This is a genomic window from Aminipila luticellarii, assembly GCF_004103735.1.
GTDB classification, from domain to species: Bacteria; Bacillota; Clostridia; order Peptostreptococcales; family Anaerovoracaceae; genus Aminipila; species Aminipila luticellarii.
The window spans coordinates 2,725,388-2,750,839 of sequence record NZ_CP035281.1 but is presented as its reverse complement, the minus strand read 5'-3'; the positions used below and the strand labels follow the sequence as shown (position 1 = coordinate 2,750,839).

28 protein-coding genes and 1 riboswitch are annotated in these 25,452 nt (G+C 38.8%); of the genes, 26 read left to right on the top strand and 2 right to left on the bottom strand.

The window, feature by feature from the left end; translation table 11 throughout:
• Positions 1-414 precede the first annotated feature (414 nt).
• The 21 genes from rpmH to EQM06_RS12710 all read left to right on the top strand — a co-directional run bounded on the left by rpmH (position 415) and on the right by EQM06_RS12710 (position 19,205).
• On the top strand, positions 415-549 hold the full coding sequence (gene rpmH, locus EQM06_RS12810; protein ID WP_128746738.1) for a 50S ribosomal protein L34: 135 nt from the start codon (positions 415-417) through the stop codon (positions 547-549).
• A 62-nt stretch (positions 550-611) separates the two neighbouring features.
• A complete protein-coding gene (rnpA, locus tag EQM06_RS12805) occupies positions 612-953 on the top strand; it encodes a ribonuclease P protein component (RefSeq protein WP_128746737.1) in 342 nt (113 codons plus the stop codon).
• A gap of 17 nt (positions 954-970) precedes the next feature.
• Positions 971-1,180 (top strand): membrane protein insertion efficiency factor YidD, encoded by a 210-nt coding sequence (yidD, locus tag EQM06_RS12800; RefSeq protein ID WP_205666563.1) that lies wholly within the window; start codon positions 971-973, stop codon positions 1,178-1,180.
• Between the two features lie 12 nt (positions 1,181-1,192).
• On the top strand, positions 1,193-1,894 hold the full coding sequence (locus EQM06_RS12795; RefSeq protein WP_164914464.1) for a YidC/Oxa1 family membrane protein insertase: 702 nt from the start codon (positions 1,193-1,195) through the stop codon (positions 1,892-1,894).
• Between the two features lie 26 nt (positions 1,895-1,920).
• Entirely contained in the window at positions 1,921-2,745 is an 825-nt protein-coding gene (jag, locus tag EQM06_RS12790; protein ID WP_128746735.1) for an RNA-binding cell elongation regulator Jag/EloR, read from the top strand.
• A 52-nt stretch (positions 2,746-2,797) separates the two neighbouring features.
• Entirely contained in the window at positions 2,798-4,231 is a 1,434-nt protein-coding gene (mnmE, locus tag EQM06_RS12785; RefSeq protein ID WP_128746734.1) for a tRNA uridine-5-carboxymethylaminomethyl(34) synthesis GTPase MnmE, read from the top strand.
• 20 nt (positions 4,232-4,251) lie between these two features.
• Positions 4,252-6,171 carry a tRNA uridine-5-carboxymethylaminomethyl(34) synthesis enzyme MnmG gene (gene mnmG / locus EQM06_RS12780; RefSeq protein WP_128746733.1) on the top strand — a complete coding sequence of 640 codons (1,920 nt, stop codon included), beginning with the start codon at positions 4,252-4,254 and terminating at the stop codon, positions 6,169-6,171.
• Complete coding sequence (gene rsmG / locus EQM06_RS12775) at positions 6,140-6,856, top strand: 16S rRNA (guanine(527)-N(7))-methyltransferase RsmG (RefSeq protein ID WP_128746732.1); 717 nt, start codon at positions 6,140-6,142, stop codon at positions 6,854-6,856. The genes mnmG and rsmG overlap by 32 nt, the downstream gene beginning before the upstream one ends.
• A gap of 115 nt (positions 6,857-6,971) precedes the next feature.
• Positions 6,972-7,772 carry a ParB/RepB/Spo0J family partition protein gene (locus EQM06_RS12770; RefSeq protein ID WP_128746731.1) on the top strand — a complete coding sequence of 267 codons (801 nt, stop codon included), beginning with the start codon at positions 6,972-6,974 and terminating at the stop codon, positions 7,770-7,772.
• Between the two features lie 207 nt (positions 7,773-7,979).
• A complete protein-coding gene (locus EQM06_RS12765) occupies positions 7,980-8,753 on the top strand; it encodes a ParA family protein (protein WP_128746730.1) in 774 nt (257 codons plus the stop codon).
• Entirely contained in the window at positions 8,753-9,664 is a 912-nt protein-coding gene (locus tag EQM06_RS12760; protein ID WP_128746729.1) for a ParB/RepB/Spo0J family partition protein, read from the top strand. Before EQM06_RS12765 ends, EQM06_RS12760 begins: the two co-directional genes overlap by 1 nt.
• A 193-nt stretch (positions 9,665-9,857) precedes the next feature.
• Positions 9,858-10,136 (top strand): DUF1294 domain-containing protein, encoded by a 279-nt coding sequence (locus EQM06_RS12755; protein WP_128746728.1) that lies wholly within the window; start codon positions 9,858-9,860, stop codon positions 10,134-10,136.
• A 614-nt stretch (positions 10,137-10,750) separates the two neighbouring features.
• Entirely contained in the window at positions 10,751-11,857 is a 1,107-nt protein-coding gene (locus tag EQM06_RS12750; RefSeq protein WP_164914463.1) for an efflux RND transporter periplasmic adaptor subunit, read from the top strand.
• A 17-nt stretch (positions 11,858-11,874) separates the two neighbouring features.
• A complete protein-coding gene (locus EQM06_RS12745) occupies positions 11,875-12,642 on the top strand; it encodes an ABC transporter ATP-binding protein (protein WP_128746726.1) in 768 nt (255 codons plus the stop codon).
• Positions 12,633-13,844 carry an ABC transporter permease gene (locus tag EQM06_RS12740; protein ID WP_128746725.1) on the top strand — a complete coding sequence of 404 codons (1,212 nt, stop codon included), beginning with the start codon at positions 12,633-12,635 and terminating at the stop codon, positions 13,842-13,844. The genes EQM06_RS12745 and EQM06_RS12740 overlap by 10 nt, the downstream gene beginning before the upstream one ends.
• Before the next feature lie 1,615 nt (positions 13,845-15,459).
• Entirely contained in the window at positions 15,460-15,828 is a 369-nt protein-coding gene (locus EQM06_RS12735) for a GntR family transcriptional regulator (RefSeq protein WP_128746724.1), read from the top strand.
• 14 nt (positions 15,829-15,842) lie between these two features.
• The gene (locus EQM06_RS12730; RefSeq protein ID WP_330548342.1) at positions 15,843-16,223 is read left to right on the top strand and encodes a GntR family transcriptional regulator; all 381 of its coding nucleotides are present in this window, start codon (positions 15,843-15,845) and stop codon (positions 16,221-16,223) included.
• A gap of 51 nt (positions 16,224-16,274) precedes the next feature.
• Complete coding sequence (locus tag EQM06_RS12725) at positions 16,275-16,790, top strand: SprT-like domain-containing protein (RefSeq protein WP_128746723.1); 516 nt, start codon at positions 16,275-16,277, stop codon at positions 16,788-16,790.
• Positions 16,791-17,294: a methylated-DNA--[protein]-cysteine S-methyltransferase gene (locus EQM06_RS12720; RefSeq protein ID WP_128746722.1), complete on the top strand. Its 504-nt coding sequence runs from the start codon at positions 16,791-16,793 to the stop codon at positions 17,292-17,294.
• Positions 17,291-18,436 (top strand): DUF362 domain-containing protein, encoded by a 1,146-nt coding sequence (locus EQM06_RS12715; RefSeq protein WP_128746721.1) that lies wholly within the window; start codon positions 17,291-17,293, stop codon positions 18,434-18,436. The genes EQM06_RS12720 and EQM06_RS12715 overlap by 4 nt, the downstream gene beginning before the upstream one ends.
• Positions 18,437-18,482: 46 nt before the next feature.
• Positions 18,483-19,205: a DNA alkylation repair protein gene (locus tag EQM06_RS12710; protein ID WP_128746720.1), complete on the top strand. Its 723-nt coding sequence runs from the start codon at positions 18,483-18,485 to the stop codon at positions 19,203-19,205.
• A 2-nt stretch (positions 19,206-19,207) separates the two neighbouring features.
• On the opposite strand, the gene sugE is transcribed toward EQM06_RS12710, so the two are convergent.
• Positions 19,208-19,528, bottom strand: coding sequence for a quaternary ammonium compound efflux SMR transporter SugE (gene sugE, locus EQM06_RS12705; protein ID WP_128746719.1), 321 nt, complete (start codon positions 19,526-19,528; stop codon positions 19,208-19,210).
• 67 nt (positions 19,529-19,595) lie between these two features.
• Positions 19,596-19,701: riboswitch (guanidine-I (ykkC/yxkD leader) on the bottom strand.
• 218 nt (positions 19,702-19,919) lie between these two features.
• On the opposite strand from sugE, the gene EQM06_RS12700 reads away from it, so the two are divergent.
• Entirely contained in the window at positions 19,920-21,062 is a 1,143-nt protein-coding gene (locus EQM06_RS12700; protein ID WP_128746718.1) for an aminotransferase class V-fold PLP-dependent enzyme, read from the top strand.
• Here EQM06_RS12700 and EQM06_RS12695 read toward each other — a convergent pair.
• Positions 21,046-21,597 carry a ribonuclease H family protein gene (locus EQM06_RS12695; RefSeq protein ID WP_128746717.1) on the bottom strand — a complete coding sequence of 184 codons (552 nt, stop codon included), beginning with the start codon at positions 21,595-21,597 and terminating at the stop codon, positions 21,046-21,048. The two genes, EQM06_RS12700 and EQM06_RS12695, sit on opposite strands and share 17 nt — an antisense overlap.
• A 218-nt stretch (positions 21,598-21,815) precedes the next feature.
• Here EQM06_RS12695 and EQM06_RS12690 point away from each other — a divergent pair, with 218 nt between their 5' ends.
• The 4 genes from EQM06_RS12690 to EQM06_RS12675 are packed head-to-tail and all read left to right on the top strand — an operon-like array spanning position 21,816 to position 25,450.
• Positions 21,816-22,355: a hypothetical protein gene (locus EQM06_RS12690; RefSeq protein WP_128746716.1), complete on the top strand. Its 540-nt coding sequence runs from the start codon at positions 21,816-21,818 to the stop codon at positions 22,353-22,355.
• A gap of 37 nt (positions 22,356-22,392) precedes the next feature.
• Positions 22,393-23,889: a YycH family regulatory protein gene (locus EQM06_RS12685; protein ID WP_128746715.1), complete on the top strand. Its 1,497-nt coding sequence runs from the start codon at positions 22,393-22,395 to the stop codon at positions 23,887-23,889.
• Positions 23,890-23,909: 20 nt separating this feature from the next.
• Entirely contained in the window at positions 23,910-24,638 is a 729-nt protein-coding gene (locus EQM06_RS12680; protein WP_164914462.1) for a two-component system regulatory protein YycI, read from the top strand.
• 14 nt (positions 24,639-24,652) lie between these two features.
• Positions 24,653-25,450, top strand: coding sequence for an MBL fold metallo-hydrolase (locus tag EQM06_RS12675; RefSeq protein WP_164914461.1), 798 nt, complete (start codon positions 24,653-24,655; stop codon positions 25,448-25,450).
• The last annotated feature ends 2 nt before the right edge of the window (positions 25,451-25,452 follow it).

The following is a 25,452-nucleotide window of genomic DNA, read 5'->3' as shown; positions in this document are numbered from 1 at the left end:
TTGTTTACATCCTTATGCTTAAATATAAAATGATTAGTAAAAAAGAACTAATCAGATAAAAAATGAAAATATATAATTCCTAAATATATAATAACAATTAAGTTATCCACAGGCAATAGTTAAATTTTTTATATTGAACTTTCAATCCTTTCAACTTTATCCACATATAGTGGACAAAATTGTGCATAGTTTTCACACGAACAACTAGATATAGATTTTAGATAAAAAAACACGGATCAAAAATATTTATTTCATTTTAATTATTATTGGTAAACGTGTTAAAAACATTGACATGGCTGGGTACTGACTGTATAATGATATGGCATGTAAAGGACATGCGATCGGAAATGTACGTTGAAATTTAGATGTACGTAAAACCTGATAATTATTGAATGAAGCAAGGAGGTGTGTAAAATGAAACAGACGTATCAGCCAAAGAAAAGGCAGAGATCAAAAGAACATGGTTTTAGAAAAAGAATGAGTACAAAGAACGGTAGAAATGTATTGAAGAGAAGAAGAGCAAGAGGCAGAAACAAGTTATCTGCATAGAGACCGCGACTGTGGTCTTTTTGTTTTAAAGATGGATCAGAATACTCTTGTATGGTGATGTAATGCTTAAAGAAGGTGTATTACGCAAAAAAAAAGATTTTTCTGCTATTTATAAAAAAGGAAATTCTTTCGGTGGAAGATATGTGGTCTTATTTTACAAAAAAAATAACTTGGATTACAATCGATTAGGGTTTTTAGCAAGTAAAAAAGTAGGAAACAGCGTAGTAAGAAACAGGGCTAGACGACTTATGAAAGAGAGTTTTAGACGAATGGAATCCGATATGCAAACGGGATTTGATCTTATTTTTATTGCGAGAAATACTATCAACGATGTAAAATGTGATGAGGTTTACAAATCTATGAATTCTCTTGTAAAAAGAGCTGGATTAATTCAAAAAAAATAAGTGAGAGGGCGTTCTATTTGAAAAGAATCGTTATAGGACTTATTAGGGTATATCAGAAATTTATTTCACCTTTATTTCCACCAACCTGCCGGTTTTATCCGACTTGCTCAGCATATTTTATTCAGGCAGTTGAAAAATATGGTGTTGTAAAAGGCAGTTTTCTTGGAATTAAGAGGATTTTGAAATGTCATCCGTTTCATCCTGGTGGCTATGATCCTTTAAAGTAGCGGAGGAAATTAATGCAAACAATTATTGGTTTTATTGCAATGCCTCTGGGTTGGTTATTAAGTTTTATTTATAGTTTGTTAAATAACTATGGGTTCACTTTAATAATTTTCACCATATTGGTAAAAGGTTGCCTTTATCCGCTCTATGCGGCACAGATTAAATCGACTGCTGGTATGGCCGATATTCAACCAAAAGTACAGGCTTTGCAAAGAAAATACGCAAACGACAAAGAAACACTGAATATAAAGATGATGGAGCTTTATAAAGAGGAAAAGTTCAATCCGATGGGCGGATGCTTACCTATGCTGATTCAAATGCCTATCATATTTGGGCTTTTTGCTTTACTTAGAAATCCAATGTCTTATATTTCGAGTGATACGATGCTATTGGCAATCCATGAGTCCTTCTTTTGGATTATGGATTTGAGCCAGCCAGATTTATGGATTCTTCCAATAGCAGCCGGTATAACCACTTTTATTTCTTATACTCAAACACAGTCTCAGCAGCAGGGTATGAATAACCAGATGGCACCGATGATGAATATGATGAAATATTTGTTTCCGGTGATGATCGTATGGATGGGCAGATCTTTTCCGGCCGGCCTGACGATTTACTGGTTTATAGGTACCGTTGTTCAGATTGCTTTCAACTTTAGGCTTAATAAATTAAGAAAAAAGATGAAGTTGGAATCAGAGAAAAAACGCAAGAAATAAAAGCGTATATTTGAAGGGAAATTAATATGGATTACGCAGAAAAGTGGGGGAAAGACGAAGATGAAGCAATCAGGCTTGCCCTCCTTGATTTAAAACTTACGATAGACGAAGTTGATGTAATTGTATTGGAAGAATCTTCAAAAGGCTTTTTTGGCATAGGTTCAAAACTTGCCAAGGTAAGAGTTCAAAAGAAGGCAGCTGCTCAGGCTGAACAAAAGTCGGCAAAAACAGCTGTGAAAGAAACTCCAATAACAAATGTACAGAGTAGCTCAAGTAAAGAGTTTACAAAAAAAGAATTTGGAAAAAAAGAAAAGAAGGAGCACAAAGAAGGAAGAGAAAACGGAAGTGCTAAAAAAAGTGAAAGCCTTGAAAGTATTAAAATTGAAAGGCCGGATGATTTAGTAGCTGTTGAACATTCCCCTGCTTTAGATTTTCTTAAAGAAGTAACTGAAAAGATGGGAATTGAAGTCACAGTTACTGCTGCTGAAAATGAAAACAGCATATATCTTGACATCAACGGTAAAGATTCAGGGACTGTTATCGGGAAAAGAGGACAGACCTTGGATGCGATTCAGTATTTAACTCGTCTTGTTGTCAATAAAGAAGATGAAAAATATAAGAAAGTAGTTGTTGATGCCGAAAACTATAGAGCTAAAAGAGAAAAGACTTTGGAACAGCTGGCAAATCGGCTGGCAGACAAAGTTGTTCGGACAAAGAAGAGTGTAAGACTTGAACCAATGAATCCTTATGAGAGAAAAGTGATTCATGCTACTCTTCAAGGCAACCCTAAGATCACGACACGAAGTGAGGGTGAAGAACCTTATAGAAGGGTTATAATAGAAATGAAATAAAAAATAGCCCATTGGGCTATTTTTTTTAAATGGAGTGAATGGGGATCAAAATATGGAAGATACGATAGCAGCAGTTGCTACTGCTTATGGTGAAGGCGGAATAGGAATAATCAGAATAAGCGGAGAGAAAGCTTTGTCTGTTTTGAATGCGTTTTTTCGGCCTATGAGAAAGCATATGAAACAAAAGGAACAGAAAAATGTTTTTGAACCCGATTCCGTTGGTATGACTAATGGAGAGCCTATAGTAAATAGGCGATTAACATATGGACATATCATAGATTATAATACGAATCAAGTTTTAGATGAAGTATTGGCTGTCTATATGAAAGCGCCTTATACTTATACCACAGAAGATGTGGTGGAAATAAATTGTCATGGGAGTATTGTCTCCCTTAGAAAAGTGTTAGAGCTTGTTCTAAAAAGCGGAGCTAGAATGGCTGATCCGGGTGAATTCACAAAACGGGCATTTTTAAATGGCAGATTGGATTTAACACAGGCGGAAGCTGTAATCGATTTGATTAAAGCAAAAAGTGATAAAAGCTTTGATGTTGCTTTGGGTCAGTTGGATGGAACTTTATCTAAGAATATAGAACAAATTCGAAATTTATTGATGGATGAGCTTGTGAACATAACCGTAAACATTGATTATCCGGATGAAGATATAGAAGAAATAACGTATGATACCTTATTAAATAACTTATTGCAAATAGGCGATATGATCCAAAAATTAATTGACTCTGCCGATACTGGGCGGATTATAAAAGAGGGGTTTAAGGTTGCTATAGTCGGCAAACCAAATGTAGGAAAATCTTCTCTGATGAATGCGCTGCTTAGGGAAAACAGAGCTATTGTGACAGATGTTCCGGGAACTACCAGAGATACCATAGTCGAAGATATTACAATCAAAAGTATTCCGGTGAAACTGATCGATACGGCAGGTATTCATCATACAGAAGATCAGGTTGAAAAAATCGGTATTGAAAAGAGCAAGGAATCCTTTAACGAAGCTGATTTAGTTTTGCTTATTTTGGATGGAAGCCAGCCGCTTTCCATAGAGGATCAAGAAATAATAGAAGTCATAGGAGCACGAAGAACTATAGTGCTCATCAATAAGATGGATTTAGGACAGGTTGTGGATGAAAAGAAGCTTCTGGAGGAAATGCCAAAGGCTTCTTTCATACACACGTCTGTGAAAAACGGACAAGGTATTGATGAAATTGAAGATAAAATGGAAGAGCTGGTCTTTAATGGAGAAGTGAAGCAGAGCGGAAGCACTTTTATAACAAATGTTCGTCATGCTAATCTTTTGGTTTCAGCCAAGAGTGCTTTAGAGGACGCCATTCATATGGTACGTTTAGGAGAGGCTCTTGAATTTATTGAAATTGATGTAAAGAGAAGCTTTGAGCTTCTTGGGGAAATCATTGGAGAGACCGTCAGCGAAAGTGTAATTGATGAAGTATTTTCAAGGTTTTGTCTTGGAAAATAAATAAGTAGGTGAATAATAGTATGAATTATTATATGATGGGCGAATATGACGTGATTGTAATCGGAGCGGGACATGCGGGATGTGAAGCGGCACTGGCCTCAGCTCGGATGGGGAAAAAAACACTGGTTTTCTCCATCAATTTGGAAGCTGTGGCTATGATGCCCTGCAACCCTTCTATAGGAGGTACGGGGAAAGGGCATTTGGTACGGGAAATAGACGCTCTTGGCGGAGAAATGGGACTCAATATCGACAAGACATTTATTCAAAGTAAAATGTTAAATACGGCTAAGGGACCTGCGGTTCATTCTCTTCGGGCACAGGCAGATAAGCACCAGTATCATGAGGAAATGAAGAAAACGATGGAAAGGCAGAAAAATCTGGATCTAAAGCAGGGTGAGGTGGTGGATCTCTTTGTGGAGGATGGAAAAGTTTGCGGCGTTATTCTTCGAACCGGTGCGGCGTATAGGGCGAAAGCTGTGGTGCTGGCGACGGGAACCTTTTTGAGAGGTAAAATTTTTATAGGAGAATGGTCTTTCAGCAGTGGACCCAATGGCCTTGCGCCTTCTATGGAGCTGGCGGATAACCTTAGAAAACATGGAATGGAGCTTCGCCGGTTCAAAACAGGCACTCCGGCCAGAGCCCTTGCCGACAGTTTAGATTATGCCAAGATGCAGGAACAGCACGGGGATGAAAAAATCGTTCCATTTTCTTTTATGAACGATGAACTGGATAAAGAGCAGATTTCCTGTTGGCTGACCTATACAAATGCTGAAACACATGAAATCATACGAAATAATTTTTCAAGATCTGCTCTCTTTGGCGGACAAATTGAAGGGGTAGGACCGAGATATTGTCCTTCTATAGAGGATAAAGTAAACCGATTCAGCGATAAGCAGAGACATCAGTTGTTTATAGAACCGGAGGGGCTTAATACAGAAGAAATGTATATTCAGGGTATGTCCAGCAGTTTGCCTGAGGATGTGCAGGAAGCTTTTTATAAAACCATTCCCGGACTTGAAAACCTGAAAATTACAAGGCCCGCCTATGCCATAGAATATGATTGCATCGATCCGCTTTACCTGAAAACTAATCTTGAAAATAGGCAAATTGAAAATCTCTTCTGTGCGGGTCAGTTTAACGGCAGTTCCGGTTATGAAGAAGCAGCGGCGCAGGGATTGATGGCAGGAATCAATGCAGCCCTCCGGGTTGATGAAAAAGAGCCTTTTGTTTTAGACAGATCAGAAGCATATATCGGTGTATTGATTGATGATCTTGTAACAAAAGGCACCAATGAGCCCTATCGTATTATGACTTCCAGAGCAGAGTACCGACTTGTTTTAAGGCAGGATAACGCAGATTTGCGCTTGACAGAAAAGGGTCATAGAATCGGCTTGGTTACACAGGAGCGGTATGATCGATTTCTGAAAACAAAAAATGAAGCGGCAGCGGAAATGGAGAGGCTGGAACATGTCATAGTAACGCCGACGGAAGAGATTAATGCTTACCTTGTTAGTCTGGGAAGCTCGCCTTTGAAAAGCGGGATTTCTCTTTCTGAGCTTTTAAAGAGACCGGAAATTACTTATGCGTTGTTGGCTCCATTGGACAAAAACAGAGAAAATTCTTTATCCATGCATTCCATTACACAAGTGGAGGTGCAGGTAAAATATACCGGATATATAGCAAAGCAGCTTCAGCAGATTGAACGGTTTAAAAAGCTGGAAGACAAAAAGCTGAAGCAGGGCTTTGATTATACGAAGATTGAAGGGATGAGATTAGAAGCCATTCAAAAATTAAATCAATTTCAGCCTGTGTCCGTAGGACAGGCCTCAAGGATTTCCGGTGTTTCACCGGCTGATATAAACGTATTGCTGGTATATTTTGAAAAAATGAGAAGGAGTAAAAAAACTAATGCCGATAGAAACCTTACAAAATGCTTTTAGCGAATTAGGCATTTCTAATGATTATACTGTCCTCAATAAATTTCGGCAGTATATGGAAATGATTCTGGAGTGGAATGAAAAAATAAATTTGACAGCCATAACGGAGGAAGAAGAATTTATAAAGAAACATTACATTGATTCGGTCATCTGCTATTCCTTTCCTGAATTAAAGAAAGCAAAGACCATTATCGATGTGGGAACCGGCGGCGGTTTTCCCGGTATTCCCCTGGCACTTTTATTTCCGGAAAAACAGTTTATTTTAATGGATTCTCTACAAAAACGTTTAAAAGTAATAGACGATTTAGCTTGTAAGCTGGAAATAAAAAATGTAAAGACTTTGCACGGAAGGGCAGAAGATCTGGCTCATGCCAAGGAGCACAGAGAAGCTTATGACCTCTGTGTATCCAGAGCTGTAGCGAACCTTTCCACCTTATCTGAATATTGCATTCCATTTATTAAAAAAGGCGGAAGCTTCTTAGCCTATAAAGGAATAAAAGCAGATGAAGAAATTAAAGAGGCTCAAAGTGCTATAGGACTTTTGGGCGGAAAGTTTTTAAGGGAAGAGCAAGTACCTCTTTCAGAATATGATCTGGATCATCATATCATTGTTATAGAAAAAATAGGGGGTACGCCCGCAAAATATCCAAGAAAAGCGGGAACCCCATCGAAAGAACCACTGAAATAGCGATTTCGGTGGTTTTTTGTTTATCATATGGGTCTTTTAATTGGACAGGCTTCTGATACTATTAAAGATAGAACAATATATGCTTCTGTTGTTTTATTATCGGGAGGATGATTTTATGTTTAATAAAAAAAATATTGAGGTTTCTGTTGACTTAGTAAATTTAAATCCGGACCAGCCCAGAAAAGTCTTTAACGAGGAAGAACTTTTGGAATTGGCGGACTCCATTAGAGAGTATGGTGTGCTGCAGCCAATCATAGTCAGTAGGAGTAAAGAGGGGGAATATTTTTTAATTGCGGGAGAAAGACGGCTCAGAGCATCCAAGCTGGCAGGTCTGTCCAAAATACCGGCGATTGTCAAAGAGGCTGATCTAAAGGATGTGGCTCTAATTGCTTTAGTGGAAAATGTCCAGCGGGAAAACTTAAGCTATCTGGAGGAGGCCATTGCTTATAAAAGACTAATGGAAGACTTCGGCCTGTCTCAAATAGAAATATCAAAGCGTGTGGGAAAGCAACAATCCACGATCTCAAATAAAATCAGACTGCTTACTTTGCCGGAGGATATTCAAGAAACGCTTATGAGCAATCAACTGACAGAACGTCATGCCAGAGCACTTTTAAAGCTAGATGATGAGAATTTGAGAAAAAAGGTACTTGAACGAATTATAGCCAACAACTTAAATGTGAAGCAAACAGAGAGGTTGATAGAGGATATATTGAGTAAAAAGCAAGAGGAAATGAGAAAAGCACATAAGCTTCGATACATAAATTATAAAATCTATATTAATTCTATACGAAAGGCATTTGATCAAATAAAAGATGCAGAAGCGAATGCGAAATATTATCAACAGGACTTGGGAGATATGTTTGAAATAAAGATATTGATTCCTAAAAAAAATGCATGCGATAAAGTAGGTTAAAAATTACAAAAAATGTAAATAGAAATGTTTCACGTGAAACATTTCTATGTTTTTTTGTGAAAATGAGGATATTCTGTAAAAAGTAGTGGTTAAATATAGCATTGTATAATATAATATTATTTAGGTTATAAAATCATTATTCTTAGTCAATGAACTCATTTGATGATATTATATTAACTATATAAAAGTAAAAAAAGGAGAAATGTTTTGGGAAAGACAATAGCAATTTTTAACCAAAAGGGCGGTGTAGGTAAGACCACTACAAACATAAATTTGGCAGCTTGTTTAGCACTAAAAGGTAAGAGAATACTTATTCTTGATATAGATCCGCAGGGAAACACAACCAGCGGCGTAGGAATATCCAAAAAAGGATTAACTAGAACGACTTATGAGATCTTGGTGGATGATACAATTGCACCAGAAGAGGCGATTATGCATACCAGTGTGGAGAATATGGACATCATTCCGGCCAGTGTCCAGCTTGCAGGCGCTGAAATTGAGCTGGTGCAGCTAGAGGGAAGGGAAAAGCGATTAAAGAAGGCGATTGATAAAATTAAATCTAATTATGATTACATATTTATAGATTGCCCGCCTTCACTAGGCCTTTTAACGATTAATTCGCTTACAGCAGTGGATAGTGTTTTGATACCAATTCAATGTGAATTTTATGCTTTGGAAGGTGTCAGTCAGCTTATGAGTACTATTGAACTGGTAAAGAAAAGCCTGAATCCTGATCTGCAAATTCAAGGTGTTATTTTGAGTATGTTTGATGGACGAACAAATCTGTCCATTCAAGTAGTAGAAGAAGTAAAGAAATATTTCAGAGAGAAGGTTTATACTACTGTTATACCGAGAAATGTGCGATTAGCAGAAGCACCGAGTTATGGCATGCCTATCACAGAATACGATCCAAAATCAGCAGGAGCTGCGGCTTATCACGAATTTGCTGAAGAATTTTTAGATTTGGAGGCAGAAGAATAATGGCAGCACCGAAAAATAGAGGTCTGGGCAGAGGATTAGAAGAACTTTTTAGCGCGGTAGAAATCAACGCATCAGAGGTTTCTAATAAAAATGAAGGAAATGCAGAAAATTTAGACTCTGTAAATAAGAATTCCATTTTGTATTTAGATATCAATGAAATTAAACCGAATGCGAATCAGCCGAGAAAGCGATTCGATGATGAAAAGATCGATGAATTGGCAACTTCTATAGAGACTTATGGAGTGATACAACCTATTGTTTTGAGAAAATCAGAAATAGGTTATGAAATAGTAGCAGGAGAAAGAAGATGGCGTGCAGCTAGAAAAGCAAACCTAAAAAAGGTTCCATGCATTCTTAAGGAATTGACCGAGGAAGAAAATATGGTTATTTCCATCATAGAAAACATGCAAAGAGAAGACTTGAATCCGATAGAAGAGGCAGAAGCCTTACAACAGATGATTGAACGATTTGGATTAAGTCAAGAACAGGTTTCAAAGAATGTTGGAAAGAGCCGGCCTTATATAACAAATGCTTTAAGACTTTTAAAGCTGCCTTTTGAAGTAAGAGCATATGTACAGGAAGGTAAGCTTACAAACGGCCATGCTAGAGCTATTGCGGGAATAGAAGATGAAACCATGCAGGTAACTGTGGCAGATAAGGCAGTAGAACAGGGCTTGTCTGTAAGAGAAGTCGAAAGCCTGGCGAAAAGTATAGGAGAGCCTAGAACTAAAAAGCAAAGTGAAAAAAGAATGAAGTCTCCGGATGTTTTAAAAGTGGAAGAAGAGTTAAAAGAAGTGCTGGGCACGAAAGTCTGCTTAAAGCATTCAGGGAACAAAGGAAAAATTGAAATCGAGTATTATAATAGAGAAGACTTGGAGAGATTAATCGACTTTCTAAGAAACGCAAGATAAAATATATTTATTTATTTATCGCATTTACAACCTGTAAATGCGATTTATTATGTATAGGGAACATTGGTCATAGTAAGCGAAGGCAGCAGGTGAAAAGAAAACGTTTCACGTGAAACATTTAGATGAAACAAAAAATTATTTAGTAAGAAAAACAATAAGAAGTTAGGAAGGGTATGAAGGGCAGGAAGAGGATATGAAGTACACAATAGTAGTATATATAATTTGGAATGTAGTCGCATTTGCAGTTATGGGGATTGATAAATATAAAGCGCAAAATAATAAGTGGAGAATAAGTGAAGCAACTCTTTTGTCCATAGCTTTTCTAATGGGAGGAGTTGGAAGCATGATAGGATCTCAGTTTTTTCGGCATAAGACCAAAAAAACCAAATTTAAAATATTACTGCCTATATCTGTATTGTGTAATGCAGTCATACTATTTTTAGTAACAGGGGGAAAGAGTATGAACCTATAATATCTATTTATAATAAGACCTTTTAATCAGACAATAAAAAGCAGCTAAATGAACAAAAAAGACAAAGATAGCACCGTTTACAACTTTTTAAAGACTGCAATGTAAACGGTGCTATCTCTGTTCAATTTGCATTTCTGGTGGACTCACCCCTTTCTAAAGGATACCTGTGCTTCATAGTGATAACAATAATTAAATCTCTATATTAGCTTTAGTATCTTTCTCTTTTATGGTTTCATTATAGCATGTAATTTTATAATTGCAAGTATTTTCTGAAAATTTTTCTACAAATTTTGATAAGTTATTACAAGGAGTTTTGCAGTGTAAAAATATAAAAAAACGTATAGAAATCGTATACTTTAAATAAACGATATAAAAAGAATTGATTGAAATATTAGGATTGTTAAGAAAGAATTAATAAATTTTGGGAAAATTTTAGGGTATAATGAACGCAGTGATTGAAAACGGCGTTGCCGCAAAGAAGCGTTCATTGCATCCTGCGTCGACGCAGCTTGCATGGTATAATGAACGCAGTGGTTAGAATCGGCGCTGCCGAATTTTCTGAGAGGACGTGAGCCATATGACGGATGTGTGGATCTCAAGAGGGGGAATTATATATGTCAAAAGATATAGCTAAAAAGTTTAAGAAAAAGTGGATCATTATTCCTGTGGTAATATTTGTGATTGTTGCTGTTGCTTGTGCCTTAACACAGAAGCTGGGAAAATCAGAGCCTGCGGGATATCCGGTCACAGCCGGAAAGGCAGAGCAGACCACGCTGAAAGAAATTGTTTCCATAAAAGGAAATGTGGAAGGCTCAGAAAAAGCTGAGATCCAGTCCACTCAGACAGCGGAAGTCAAGGCTGTATATGTAGAAGAGGGCGATCGGGTAAAAAAAGGACAGCTGTTAGCTTCGCTGGACAGCGGAGACTTGAACGAGCAATATGCCAAAGCGCAGATAGCTGCGGCGGAAGCTAAGAGAAAATATGAAGATGCAAAGCTTCTGTATGAGCAGGGAGCTTTAGCAGAAAATGACTATTTAGAGACCAAAGCAGCCTATGAATCAGAAGTGCTTTCTCTAGGTACTTATGATTTTGATAAGGTAAGGATTACGAGTCCTATAGCGGGAACTGTCACTAGAGTAAATGTTACCGTAGGGAGTAATGCAAACGATACGACGGACAATAAATCCATGTTTGTGATTGAAGATCTAAACCACCTGCAGCTAAAAGTAAAAATCAGTGAATATGACATAAGCAAAATCAAAGAAGGACAAAAAGTTACCATTACTGCTGACGTGCTTGGAAACGGCACGGCCACCGGTATCGTATCCAAGATCGCTCCATCAGGAGAAAGCAAGGACGGCAGCGGGCAAAACAGCTCCAGTGAAAAAGTAATTCCTGTAGACATTGATATTAATAACAGTAACGGAAAATTAATTGCCGGAGTCAGCGCGAAGGCAGAAATTTTGATTCATGAAAAAGAAAATGCGCTGGCTGTTCCTGTAGATGCTATTTTTGAAGATGCTAACAATGGAATGAAATATGTATTTGTTATTAAAAATAACAAGCTAAAGAAGATAAAAGTACAGACCGGAATAGAAGGAGATTTTGACACGGAAATTATTACAGATCAAATAAAAATAGGAGATCAGGTTGTTCTATCGCCTACTTACGATCTGAAGAACGGCATGGCTGTCACTATTTCTGATCCAAGCAAGATGTAGGGAAAGCAGGGATCAAAATGAACAGTGAAGTAATCAACATATGTAATTTAACGAAAACTTATAAAAATGGAAGCATAGAAGTTCAAGCATTAAAAGGTATTGATCTGACCATATGCAAGGGGGAGTTCGTGGCTATTATGGGAACCTCCGGATCAGGGAAGTCTACACTGATGAATATTCTGGGCTGTCTGGACAGACCGACCAGCGGAGAATATCTGCTGGAGGGTATTTCAATCAGCGATAAAAATGACAAGGAGCTGTCGTACATAAGAAATAAGAAAATTGGATTCGTTTTTCAGTCCTTTAACCTTATTTCGAGGACCAGTGCCCTTAAAAATGTGGAGCTTCCTATGATATACGCAAAAATGGGAGCCGGAGCCAGAAAAAAAAGAGCCTTTGAGCTGCTGGAAAATGTGGGCCTTGGAACCAGAGCCGAGCATATGCCAAATGAACTGTCGGGAGGACAGCGGCAGCGTGTGGCTATAGCCAGAGCACTGGCCAATGAACCGCCGATTATATTGGCGGATGAACCAACAGGAAATTTGGATTCCCGCTCTTCTGTAGAGATCATGGAGCTTTTCACCGAATTGAACAGAAAAAATGGCAATACGGTTATTATAGTGACCCACGAGCCTGATATAGCTGAATTTACAGACCGGGTGATAACCTTTAAGGACGGCCAGATCATAAGCGACCAATTGACCAGGAACGGAGAGGAAACCAAAACACAGAAGAAATTAACGGATGCTCCTAAAGCCGAAGAGGAGGTGGGAACATGCTGCTGATTGAAAATATAAAGCTTGCATTGTCGGCCATTAAAGTCAATAAAATGCGTTCCTTTTTGACCATGCTGGGGATTATTATCGGCATCAGTTCTGTTATTGCCATTACCTCTATAGGAGACAGCGCTAAAGGTGCTGTCACCAAAGAATTTGAAGGCTTTAATGCGAATATGTACGTTATGCTGAACTGGGAAATGACAGAGGACGGCGTAGAAGAAAAAGATCTATTCTATCGGGACGATCTGGAAGCGCTGAAAGCACGGTTTCCGGATGAAGTAAAATATGCAGTTCTCTACGCATCAGCCAGCAGTGAAACAAAAATCGGCAGGCTCAAGGGAAAATTTGAGATGAGCGGCATCGATGCAGATTATTTTAAGTTCGATATAAAAAATAAATTAATCTATGGAAGAAACATCAACAAGAGTGATGTGGCAGGAAAAAAAGGTGTGATCGTCATTGACGACAAAGCCGCCCAATTTTTCTTTAATAAAAAAAATATAGTAGGAAAGACGATTCCCGTGACCATAAGGGGCGACAATGTAGACCTGACGGTAGTAGGTGTTTATGAACAGGAGAAGTCCGTCTTTTCCGGTTTGGACAGCTCGGGAAGCTATTCTGGTTATATACCGTATACCATCGCCATTGGAGAAGATGAGGGCTCATCCATCATCGATATCTATGCCAATGAAGAATTGGATCAAAGTAAACAAGCCGAGGATTTTAAAAACTATCTGACAAAAATTAAAAAGGTTCCGGAGGGTCTTTATAAATCTGAGACAGCAGAATCTCAATTGGGAACCATCAACAATATTTTGGGCATCTTATCCATCGCCATCGGTGCGATTGCGGCCATATCCCTTTTAGTAGGCGGCATAGGGATCATGAATATCATGCTGGTGTCCGTAACGGAAAGAACCAGAGAAATAGGAATACGCAAATCTCTGGGAGCACAAACGAAAGATATTTTGACACAATTTCTGATAGAAGCTATGATTCTTTCTATTATAGGCGGATTGATCGGGATTGGAATCGGAGTCGGTATTGCCGCCATAGGAATGACTATAGCTGGCATCGGTGTTGTCATAAATCCTATGGCGATTCTGGTAGCCGTCGCCTTTTCTGCTTTTGTGGGAATTTTCTTTGGAATCTTCCCGGCAAGAAAGGCAGCCAGATTGGATCCAATCGAGGCCTTGCGGTATGAATAAAAAATACGCCTCTAAAATGAAGGAGTAGGGCAGGTAAAAATCATATGTAATACCAATACATCAAACAAGGCTTAAATTCGCTTAAAACGCAAATTTAAGCCTTGTTTATATTTCTATGAAAAAATATATTTTCCAATCTAATTTTTTCAAAATACCTTTTTAAAATTCTAAATTAAAATAAAAATCTTTAAATTTATTCGAAATTATATTTTCTGTTAAAATCCTCTGCTAAAAAATAGTAAAGGAATATCAGGCGGGAAATATGAAAAAGTTATTGCCCAAACAAAATTTAAAGCTGTTTCACGTCGAGCTGAATTCTTAGGGTAAAGTTCCAAATTAATAGATTCAAAAAAACGTATAAAAATCCATAAATTTGAAGCAAGAGTAAAAATCAAGAGTATTATCACAGAGATTGGAGTAATTTTTAGAAGTTAAGTCCGGGAAGAAGAAACAATAATTTTTAGTAAATCCCAGAAAACCATGGGATAGAAGAATCGTAAAAATAAAATATTGTATTATTTATTTAATACAATAGAATAGAACAAAAACAAAGAATTTTAATAAAAATCTATGGAAAAGGAGTCAAAAAATCAAAGAAATCAGCCGAATTTTACTTTAAAAGGCTAAAAAATTTCGGAGGAATAAAAAGAAGTACTTTGTATAATTGTATTATATATAACATACAATTACTAGATAAATTTTATGAAAAATAGTAGAAATCTCAGGTCAAGACGTTCTTATATAATAGAAATTCTGTAAAATTTAAAAGAAAGGGCCTTTAAATAAATTACAAATTATGTAAGTAGGCCTTAAAATGGCTATTTTTAGCTTCTTTCATACATTTAAGTTTCTCTAAATACTCCTGTAAAGAAAAAAATGTCGCAGAGGAGAAAATCTTAAAAAATAAATTAAATTAAGTAAAAGCAAATATAGAACCAATTTATTTAAGCCAAAAACGTTGAAATTTACAGGAATATGTGAAACACTTAAAAGCAGAAACTGTATCACAGACACCATACAATAGTACAAAAAAATCTACGAATATTTTAATGATGTCGAAAAAATACCACAAACTGTATTAAAACAATCATACAATAAGAAGAAAATGAACTAAAAAAGTCGAAGAAAAACGAGAGGCTGTGGAAGGTACTCGGTAAAAAACATATTTTTTAAGAAAAAAACGCTTAAATCAACGATTTTAAAAGCTGTATTTCAGATGAACTATTAAAAACTGTAAATTTTTAAGCGATATAAAATTTTAAAAAATTTATTGATTTTTAAAGTAAAGAGTATATTTTAATCCACAATGTAAATATAATATGTTGAAAAATACAGGATATATGGTAAAATATAGAGAATTGGCTGTATCATTTAAATAATACAAGAACACAGTATAAATTTACATATTTTACATATAATAGAACTTAAGAGCAAACAAGTTAAGTATTACTGTATTATATGAACAACACAATGAGGCATATAATTTACAAGAACTTACAAATTATTGTTTCAGAGGATTGACAAATAAATGAATCTGTATTATTGTATTATAGGCACGGTACAATCAAAAATGGGTGAGTGGGAGTATGAAACAGGGATTAGGAGGTAACTAGATTTGGAAACAACTATACCGACTTATATAAAAATAATGCAGACGATAAGGCAGGAAATTGTCTCAGGAGTATTAGAACCCGATCAGAAAATGGCTTCTATTAAAGAATTATCCGGAAAGTATCATGTCAATCCAAACACAGTCCAGAGGGCATTAGCTAATTTAGAAGAAGAAGGTCTGGTAAAATCCAGGAGAACTGCCGGAAAGTATGTTACAGACAATAGGCTTCTTATAAAAAGCGTCCGCTGTAAGGAAGCAAGAAAAATAACAGAAGAATTTCTTTCAAGCTTAGAGCAGTTAGGTATTCATCCGGATGAATTAGTAAGCCTTTTTTCAGAGCCTAAGAGAACAGAGAACGTGGGAACAGCATAGAGAGAGGTGGAATTTTGGCAGACATAGCAGAAGCACAGTTTAATGAGAGTATACCCATTTATTTACAGTTGATGGAGCGAATAAAACACGATATTATTTCCGGGTCATTGACACCGGGGGCAAAAGTAGATTCGGTAAGAGACCTTGCAGCACGATTCAGCGTGAACCCGAATACCATGCAAAAGGCATTATCCGAACTGGAGAGAGAAGAGCTGCTGCATGCGGAAAGAACCGCCGGCAGATTTGTAACGACGAACAAGCTTCTTATTGAGAGCATTCGATATAAGGAAGCCAGAAACGTTACGGAAGGCTTTATAAAGCAGATGAAAAGTCTTGGATATTCGGAAGAAGAAATAATTGAATTTTTACCTTATTCATTTAAGGAAGAAGAATAAAGCCAAGAGTGGAAAGGCACTTTTGGCTTTTAAAATATTAAGGACAAAAATATGGAATATATAAATGATCTTTACGAGAAGGTCTTAGAAGAAGCAAGAGATTTAAAAATACCAGTTTCAGATCAAATCAAAAATGATATTACGATTAATCGAAGGGCCAGAAGCCGATTTGGATGCTGTAAAAAAATAAGGAAGGGATCCAGAGAAACCTTTGAGATTGAATTGTCGTACAGATTGCTGGACTGCGAAGAAAAAGTGATAAAGCAAACACTGGCACACGAAGTACTGCATACATGCCCCGGCTGTGATAACCATGGAGCCTTGTGGAAAGCCTATGCAGGCAGAATGAACGAAAGATACGGCTACCATATAAAACGGACAGAAACGGCGGAAGGCCTGGGGATTAAAGAGGAAACGGCCTTAAGGAAACGGCCCCAGAAGGAAAATTATGTTTTAGTCTGTAAGAACTGCGGAGTTCGAATTTCAAGAACAAGGATGTCCAATGTGGTGAAGCATCCTTCCCACTACAGATGTAAGTGCGGAGGAAAGTTAGAAAGGATCCGGTAGATGAAAAAAATTTGGTATTATAGCACGTTGTTAGGCAAAATAGGTATAGCAGAAGAAAACCATGAGATTACAGATTTGATTTTCGAGAGCCCGGAAATAAAGAATAAGAAGCATTTGAAAGAGAGCATAGCGGAAGAAGAGACGGAGCTCTTAAAGAAAGCCGCGGTACAGCTCCATGAATATCTGACAGGAAGGCGAAGAGAATTTGATCTGCCGCTCAATCCAGCCGGGACTGCATTTCAAAAAAAGGACTGGAAAGCTCTTCAAACCATTCCGTATGGACAAACGGTCAGCTACGGAGAAATTGCGAAGCAAATAGGCTGCCCGAAAGGAGCCAGAGCAGTGGGGCTGGCCAACAACAGAAATCCTATTCCCGTTTTTATTCCTTGTCACAGAGTGATCGGTGCAGACGGAAGGTTGGTCGGATATGGCGGTGGAATAGACAAAAAAGTAAAATTGCTGGAGATAGAGGGGATAGGCGTAAAAGATGGGAAGATGGAATGATGGAAAAAAGTAAAGTAGCACTTTTGGTCTGTAAGGACTATGGAGAAAAGCACGTAGATCAGGCAATCAAAGAGGGGATGGATTTGCTGGGCGGAGCAGAGGCTTTTTTTGAGCGGGAAGAGAAGATTCTTTTAAAACCGAATTTATTAGGAAAGGCTTCTCCGGAAAAGGCGGTGACCACCCATCCTGCCGTATTTAAAGCTGTGGGGAAATATTTAAAGGAGCACGGATATAACAACTTGTATTATGGAGATTCGCCGGGCAACCCCATAGGAGCATCTAAAGTGGCGGCAGAATGCGGCATAAAGGCCCCTGCGGAGGAAGCGGGTATTCTTCCTGCGGATTTCAGTAAAGGGACGCAGGTTTCCTTTGATGAGGGTAAAAAAGAAAAGCAGTTCATGATAAGCAACGGAATTTTGGAATGTGACGGCATTATAAACCTATGCAAAATGAAAACGCATCAGCTGGAGCGGATTACGGGCGCAGCAAAAAATATTTTTGGGGCAGTCTATGGACTGAATAAAGGAGCCTTTCATGCAAAATATACGGATGCGGACAGCTTTGCCGAAATGATTGCAGATCTGAATAATTTCCTAAGACCTAGACTGCACATTATGGATGGTATCCTCGCCATGGAAGGAAACGGCCCTCAGTCGGGAACGCCCATTAAAATGAATGTGATTTTAATGTCAACGGATCCGATTGCATTGGATACTGTTTTTTGTTATCTCATCAATCTGAAGCCGGAGCTGGTTCCCACAAACAGATACGGCTATGAATACGGCGTAGGAACCATGAAGGCGGAAGAAATAGAAATTCTTACGGCGGACGGAGAGCGGACAATCGAGGAAGCGGCAGAAACCTATGGAAATAAGAAATATGACGTGTATAGAGGAACGGACAAAAAGACCCAGATCCGATTATTACAACCTATACAGCCGCTTTTGCAGAAGAAGCCGTATATCTTGAAAGAAAAGTGCGTAAAGTGTGGGATTTGCGTAAACAGCTGCCCGCTGGAAAAGAAGGCGCTGGAGCTGAGGGAGTATCCGAAGTATGATTATTCGTTGTGCATAAGGTGCTATTGCTGTCAGGAAATGTGTCCGCAGAAGGCGAAGCTGATGGATAGAAACTGGAAAATATAGATATGTTGCAGCTTAAAATGGTGAAACGAAAAGAAAGAGGGATGAGATGAAGCGTGCAGAGGTTAGAGCATTGCTGGAGCAGCAGGCAGAAGAAAATTATAAAAAATTTAATGATAAGCTTATTCCCGGCGTAAAAAATGCTATCGGTGTAAGAATGGCTCCGATGAAGGCGTTGGCAAAACAGTTATCCGGAGAGGGGTATGACGAATATTTCAGAGAGCTGAGCAATGCGCCGGCAGAGGAAATTTATTATGAAGAAATTCTGCTTCAAGGGTTGACCATAGGCTGTATAAGGGTGTCCACAGAAGAACGATTAAAATATATAGAGGCGTTTATCCCCAAAATTGATAACTGGGCCGTCTGCGATTCTTTCTGTGCCGGACTGAAATTTACTAAAAAGGAGCCGGAAAAAATCTGGTCGTTTATTCAGCTCTATTTAAAAAATTCACAAGAATTTTATATCCGTTTTGGCGTTGTTATGCTGATGGACTATTTCATAGATGAAGAGCATATTGAAACCGATTTAATCCTTTTAGAACAGATCGACCATGAAGGATACTATGTAAAAATGGCTGTTGCTTGGGCAATATCTGTGTGCTTTGTAAAGTTCCCTGACATGACGAGAGCTTTCTTTGTAAAGGGAAAAAATGGATTGGATGATTTTACATATAACAAAGCCATTCAAAAAATCAGAGAGTCTTATCGAGTGCCTAAAGAGGATAAAGAGTTTTTAAATCAATTAAAGCGAAAAAAGACGGCTCGTAAATAATATCAATGAGAGGACACTAATTTTAATCCGATGATTCCGGTTACGATAAAGCCAATGCAAATTAACCGCATTAAATCTGCTGGTTCCTTAAAGAACAGTATTCCTAAAATTACAGTGCCGACAGTGCCGATGCCGGTCCAGATGGCATAGGAGGTTCCTAAAGGAAGGGTTTTTAAAGCCAGTGACAAAAAATAAAAACTCAGTATCATTCCTATTACCGTTACCACACTGGGCAGGAGTTTGGTAAAACCATGCGAATACTTTAAACTGACGGCCCAGCATACTTCAAAGAGTCCGGCTGTACCTAAAAATAACCATTGCATAAATTTCATTCCTTTCTGTGGTTGAGTATTTCAACAAAATAAAAAAGCCAGAAGTGATATATAAAATATCTCCCAGGCTTTTATCCTTCCGTGTATACAGTCAAACTGTACGTTTTATCTTGGACCAGACTAGTTTTTGCTTTCAAAACTACGGAACCCTATAAAACTTTTAAAGCATATATTTTTATGTCTATGCACCTAATATACCAAACATTTTTAAGCTTGTCAATATGCCGCCGTACCGGTGATCCTCTAAAAAGGCAGTAAAAAATGACAGGATTTTAGCTTTAAAATCATTCTTTAAGGAACATAATGGGAACAAAAAACATATATTACATATAGGGAGCCCTTTGCTCTCTAAAACAAATTAGATTTTGTATGGAGAGAATATATGATTTATTTAGATAATGGTGCGACATCTTTTCCTAAACCGAAAGCCATGATGGACAGCATGTACAAATGCATGGCTGAATACTGCGGTAATCCGGGACGTTCAGGACATTACATGTCCATGAGGACCGGGGAAGAGGTCTATAAAACGAGAAAAAGCCTGGCTAAATTATTTAATATTACGAATCCGGGAAGAATTATTTTCGCGATCAATACAACGGGAGCTCTGAATCAGGGGATTCAGGGGCTGCTCAAGGCAGGTGATCATGTGATCACCACCTCTATGGAGCATAACTCTGTGCTTAGGCCTTTGAAGATGCTGGAGGCTAAAGGCATAGAGCACACGATTATAAAGTGTGACAGGACGGGAGCAGTAAATTTACGGGACATGAAGGCTTCCATAAAAGAAAATACCCGTCTGATTGTTTGCACACATGCATCGAACGTGACAGGAACCATCATGCCCATTGGGGAAATCGGCGAGCTGGCACATAGAAACAACCTGTTATTCATGGTAGACGGCGCGCAGTCGGGCGGATGTATACCCATCAACGTGGGGGAGATGAATATTGACCTTTTGGCACTCCCCGGACATAAGGGCCTATTGGGTCCGATGGGTACAGGGTTTTTATATGTGAGAGACGGGATAGAGCTGGAACCTCTTTTGCTTGGCGGCACGGGGACTTCCTCTAAGGAAAGAAAGCAGCCGAAGGAAATGCCTGAAGGGTATGAAGCGGGAACGGTCAATGCACCGGGAATAGTAGGTCTGGGGACTTCAGTGGAGCTGCTGCTCAACATCGGTGTAAAAGCAATCCATGATTATGAGGAGGAGCTTACAAGAATGCTTGATGAGTCCCTGAGAAATATGAGCGGTGTTACGGTCTATGGCGTGGAGGACTGCGGAAAAAAGGCAGGAATCGTTACCTTTAATGTGAGAGGAAAAAGTTGCGAGCAGGTGGCTGATGAGCTCAGCGAGTCCTATGGAATAGCCGGCAGAGCAGGCTTTCATTGTGCGGGTCTGGCGCACAAGACCATCGGAACCTGGGAGACGGGAGCTGTTCGGCTCAGTGTGGGCCCTTTCAATACGAAATCTCAGATCAAAACGGCCGCAGAAGCAGTCAACCGAATCACAAAGAATCTCTAACGGCATCAATTCCCTTGTTGGCAAGAGCGTCGGCTTTGTTGTTCATTTCGGTGATATATTTAAAATCATCGAAGGAAAAACCGGCACCATTCATCTGAATAAATTTTTCGTAAAGGGCATCAAAATTTGTAGTTTTGCTATTTAAATTTACATGCCCCTTTACTCTGTAAAAAGAAATGCGGTGGCTTCCGGTAAGCTCCAGTAATCTCTCCCAGAGATCGCGGTTTTCAACCGGTTTCTTACTGGAATTCATCCAATTATTTTTCAACCAGCCTTCATACCATTTTTCTCGAAAGCAATTCATTAAATAAGAGCTGTCGGAAAAAATTTCGATGGTCTGATTTTCTTTCTTGACTGCTGAAAGGGCTTCAATAAGCGCCATCATTTCCATACGGTTGTTGGTCGTATTCTTTTGACCGCCGAATAATTCTTTTTGGTGTTCCCCATACTCCAAAACGGCACCCCATCCGCCAATATTATTTTCATTTTGATTTCCGGAGCAAGCCCCGTCTGTATAAAGCCTTAAAATTTTCATTTCACATACTACTCCTCTTGAGATTTGAATACTATTATTATGCAATAAAAACGGCATATTTGCAAATGTAAAAGCATTTTAAAACGGCTGTAACACGGTTGTAATAATAATAAGGTATACTGGTCTAATAAATTGGTGAATTTTATGCTCTATGCCAGTTTGTGGTACGAGATAATATATAGACTATAATGAGTTTGAAAGAAAGGAGAGAGAAGGCTTTGAAAAAGTGCATACTGGCATTTATTTTAATAGTATCCATAGTATTTGGCAGCATATCCATGTCCTTTGCGGCAGTGGATCAGGATGTTACGATTGTAAATCCGGTAAACGGCAGTGCTATTACTTCAAGCAGCCTTTTTCTTTCCGTTAAGCTTACACAGCCTAAGACGATAAGGGTTTCCGTTTATGAAGTACGAAAAGCTACGGGAGCCAACAGCTCCATATCCTTGGGAGAAAGTGATATGAGAGCCATTATTCAGGGAACCTATGCGGACAGCGGATCTTTAATCTATGTTCCCTTGGGCGCAGGAGAGAGCTTTACCTCATCGAACAAATTAAGCTTTTATACCAGAAACCTGGAGAACAGAAGTCCGGGCGTCTATTACATAAAAGTGGATACCATGTATCAAAACAAGGCTGTTTATTCCAGAAAATGCTTCGTTACCATAAAAAATAAAGAGGACAGTAAGCTGTTTGATTCTTCACAGTCAGGGACGGCAACCTTTCTGCAAAATTTGATCAAATCTATTTTTAATTGATAACAGGACTTGTGTAAAGGGTAGAAATGTGATAACCATGGAAAAGATGCAAATAGATATCAAGAAGCAATTTAACATCGAGAGATTGAAAAATATATTACTAGTAGTATTGGTTTTTACAACGATACTACTATTGTATTTTTTGTGGGGAAGTAAAAGTTTGGAAGCTTTTATTTTTAATGATGATAATGAGCCGTATGAGGTGCTTTCCAGTGAACAGGTGCTTGTGCCCGACCAGATTGTCTTGGGCGGCGGAAATGAAGATTACATAGTGGTAACGGATAAAAAAGAAGAGCTGTGGAAAGATCAGGTCTTAAAGACCTTTAGAGATTTTTCAAAGGGCACCAATATTTTGGTAGAGGAAATAACGGAAGAAGAGTATAAAGATGCGATGAAATATCCTTCTATTTTTGCAAAATTCCAGTATAATATCCCTTTCACAGACTTCTGCAAGGAATTCGATATAAAACAGCAGCAAGGATATGATAACATCAGCAATATGACAGAGATTGGGTTTTCTAAGGGAAGCGCAGAAGGAACCTTTATTTATGACGGAAACAAGAAAAAATATTACTGGATTCTTGGAAACAAGGCTTTACAGATTTCTGATCAATTAGATTCTCTTTTTGCACAGCAGCAAGCTATTCCATATTTTCCGCTGAAAACGTATCTGGGTTCGGAGAGCACCAATGACACGCTTGTTCCGGTGGAGAGCCCGATAGCACCAATCCCTTTGGATTACAAAAAAGACATCAGTATGGAACAGAAGAATGCCATAGAAGCACTGGCTCAGTCCTATTTCGGGAAGACCCTCGATTTTGTAAGAACCTTGGAGGAAACCAATGAGAAAATCGTGTATATGTACGGCTATGGGCAGAAAGTATTGATCATTAATCCAAATGACGGCTCCATAGAATATAAAGAAGAGATAAAAAGCAATAACGCCGAACAGCAATCCATGTTTGCATCACTGGATGCGGCGTTGAATTTTATAGGCGCCCATGGCGGATTTCAGACCATGGCAGGAGAAAAGATAAAGCCTTATCTGGAAAGTGCATCGCCTATAGACGATAAGAAAAACAGCTATCAATTTATATTCGGCTTTGAATGCGGAAAAAATAAAGTCTTTTATCAAGACAACATGCCGATTATAATAGATGTAAAGGATGGACAGATTTCATACTTCCGGAAAGAGCTTATAAACTTTGATGAGAATCAGGCGCAGAAGAACTCGGAAGAGGAACGGATTTCTGCCATCAATATGCTGGCGCTGAATTATAATTATATTTCAGCCAAAGCAGGCCTTGAGACCAAACAGGATCAGAAGGAACTTTCCTTTGAGGATGTGGCCAACCGGATCGACAATTTATATATGGGCTACTTAAAACCGGCGATAAAGCTATCCACAGACGGAACCGCCGACAAGGAGAAGAGTTTGCAGCTGGTTCCGGTATGGGCATTGGAAGTCAATGGAGTTTGTTTATATTTTGATCTGTATAGCGGTCAGCCGAAGGGGTACTCCAAGGCGTATTAATATAGAGGATGAGGGAAAAAATGGATTGGTCTAAAGCGAAAAATATTTTAATAGTGGCATTAATTGCGACGAATATATTTCTCCTGTGTACCTATTTGACGAAAAATAATGCGGACAATCAGGTTCTGGATCAGGATGTACTGTTCGCGATTCTCAAAGAAAAAAATGTGTTTGTAGATACAGAAATACCGGATAAATATGAAAATATGCCGGCTATTACTATTGAGTATAATAATGGCAGGCAGGCCCAGATTGAACAGGCTTTAAAGCAGGACATCTATATGATACCGGCAAATTCCAGCCAAGAGCTTTATCGCCAAACGGCAGATCAATTTTTAGAGGACAATCAGTTGGGCAGAGATAATTTAATTTTTGACAAGGTACTGACCCATGGAAAATCAACGGTGGTGCGGTATAAGAACAGCTATAAAAAGGTGGCCATCGGGGACAGCTTCGTAGAAGTATCGTTTCAGAGCGGAAAGGTAAAGGATGTGACGAGACAGTGCTTGAGCCTCACGCCCAAAAGTAAGAAGAAGTTAAAGGTCTCCTCTCCGGAAGAAGCGCTGCTACTGTTTATGAGTGAAAAAAATTCAGAGGAAATCATTCATGTAGAAAAGATGCAATTAGTTTTCTGGGTCAACAGCTCAGATTTTAACGGAGAATCTCTTATATCAGATACAGCCTTTCCGGCGTGGGAAATTACGTACAATGGAGGAAAGACGAAATATATAGATGCGTATAAAGCATGAAAGGAAAGAAATCAATGGCATTAAGTTTTTGTTCGTTTTCCAGCGGAAGCAGCGGAAATTGTTATTTGGTCAAAAGTGACAGCACCGCGCTGTTAATAGATGCGGGAATAAGCGGAAAGAAGATACTGGAAGGACTCAATACAACACAGACCCCGGAAGAGCAGGTTCAGGGCGTACTCGTGACTCACGAACATATCGATCATGTGAAAAGCCTTCGGGTTCTGTCAAAAAAGCTTCCGGGTGCTAAAACATATGCGAATGCGGGAACATGGACACAGATTCAGGAAAACGTGCCGGAAGGACAGCGAGGGCTTTTCATTACAGGAGAGGCTTTTTCCATAGGAGATATTAAGATAAAACCCTTTCATATCTCCCACGATGCGGCGGAGCCCGTGGGCTTTTCCCTCTTTGCGGAAGAAAAGCAGATTACCATCGTCACCGATACGGGGTGCATAACCGAGGAGATCTTTGACGAGATCCGGCAAGCAGATCTGCTGACCTTAGAAGCCAATCACGATGAGAATATGCTGAAGGTGGGCCGCTATCCCTGGAATGTGAAACAACGGATTCTGGGAAGCAGGGGACACTTGTCCAATGTAGCCGCAGGAAACTGCTTGTGCCGACTTTTAGACGAGTGCTGCAGCAAGCCCCGAAAGATTCTTTTGGCCCATCTGAGCAGAGAGAACAACTTCCCGGAAATGGCGTATCAAACCATCAAAAACGTGCTGGAGGAATCGGAGCATTACCTGGGGGGACAGCTCCAGCTGAACACCATGATGAAAGACGAAATCAGTATGATTTACACGGTATAGAG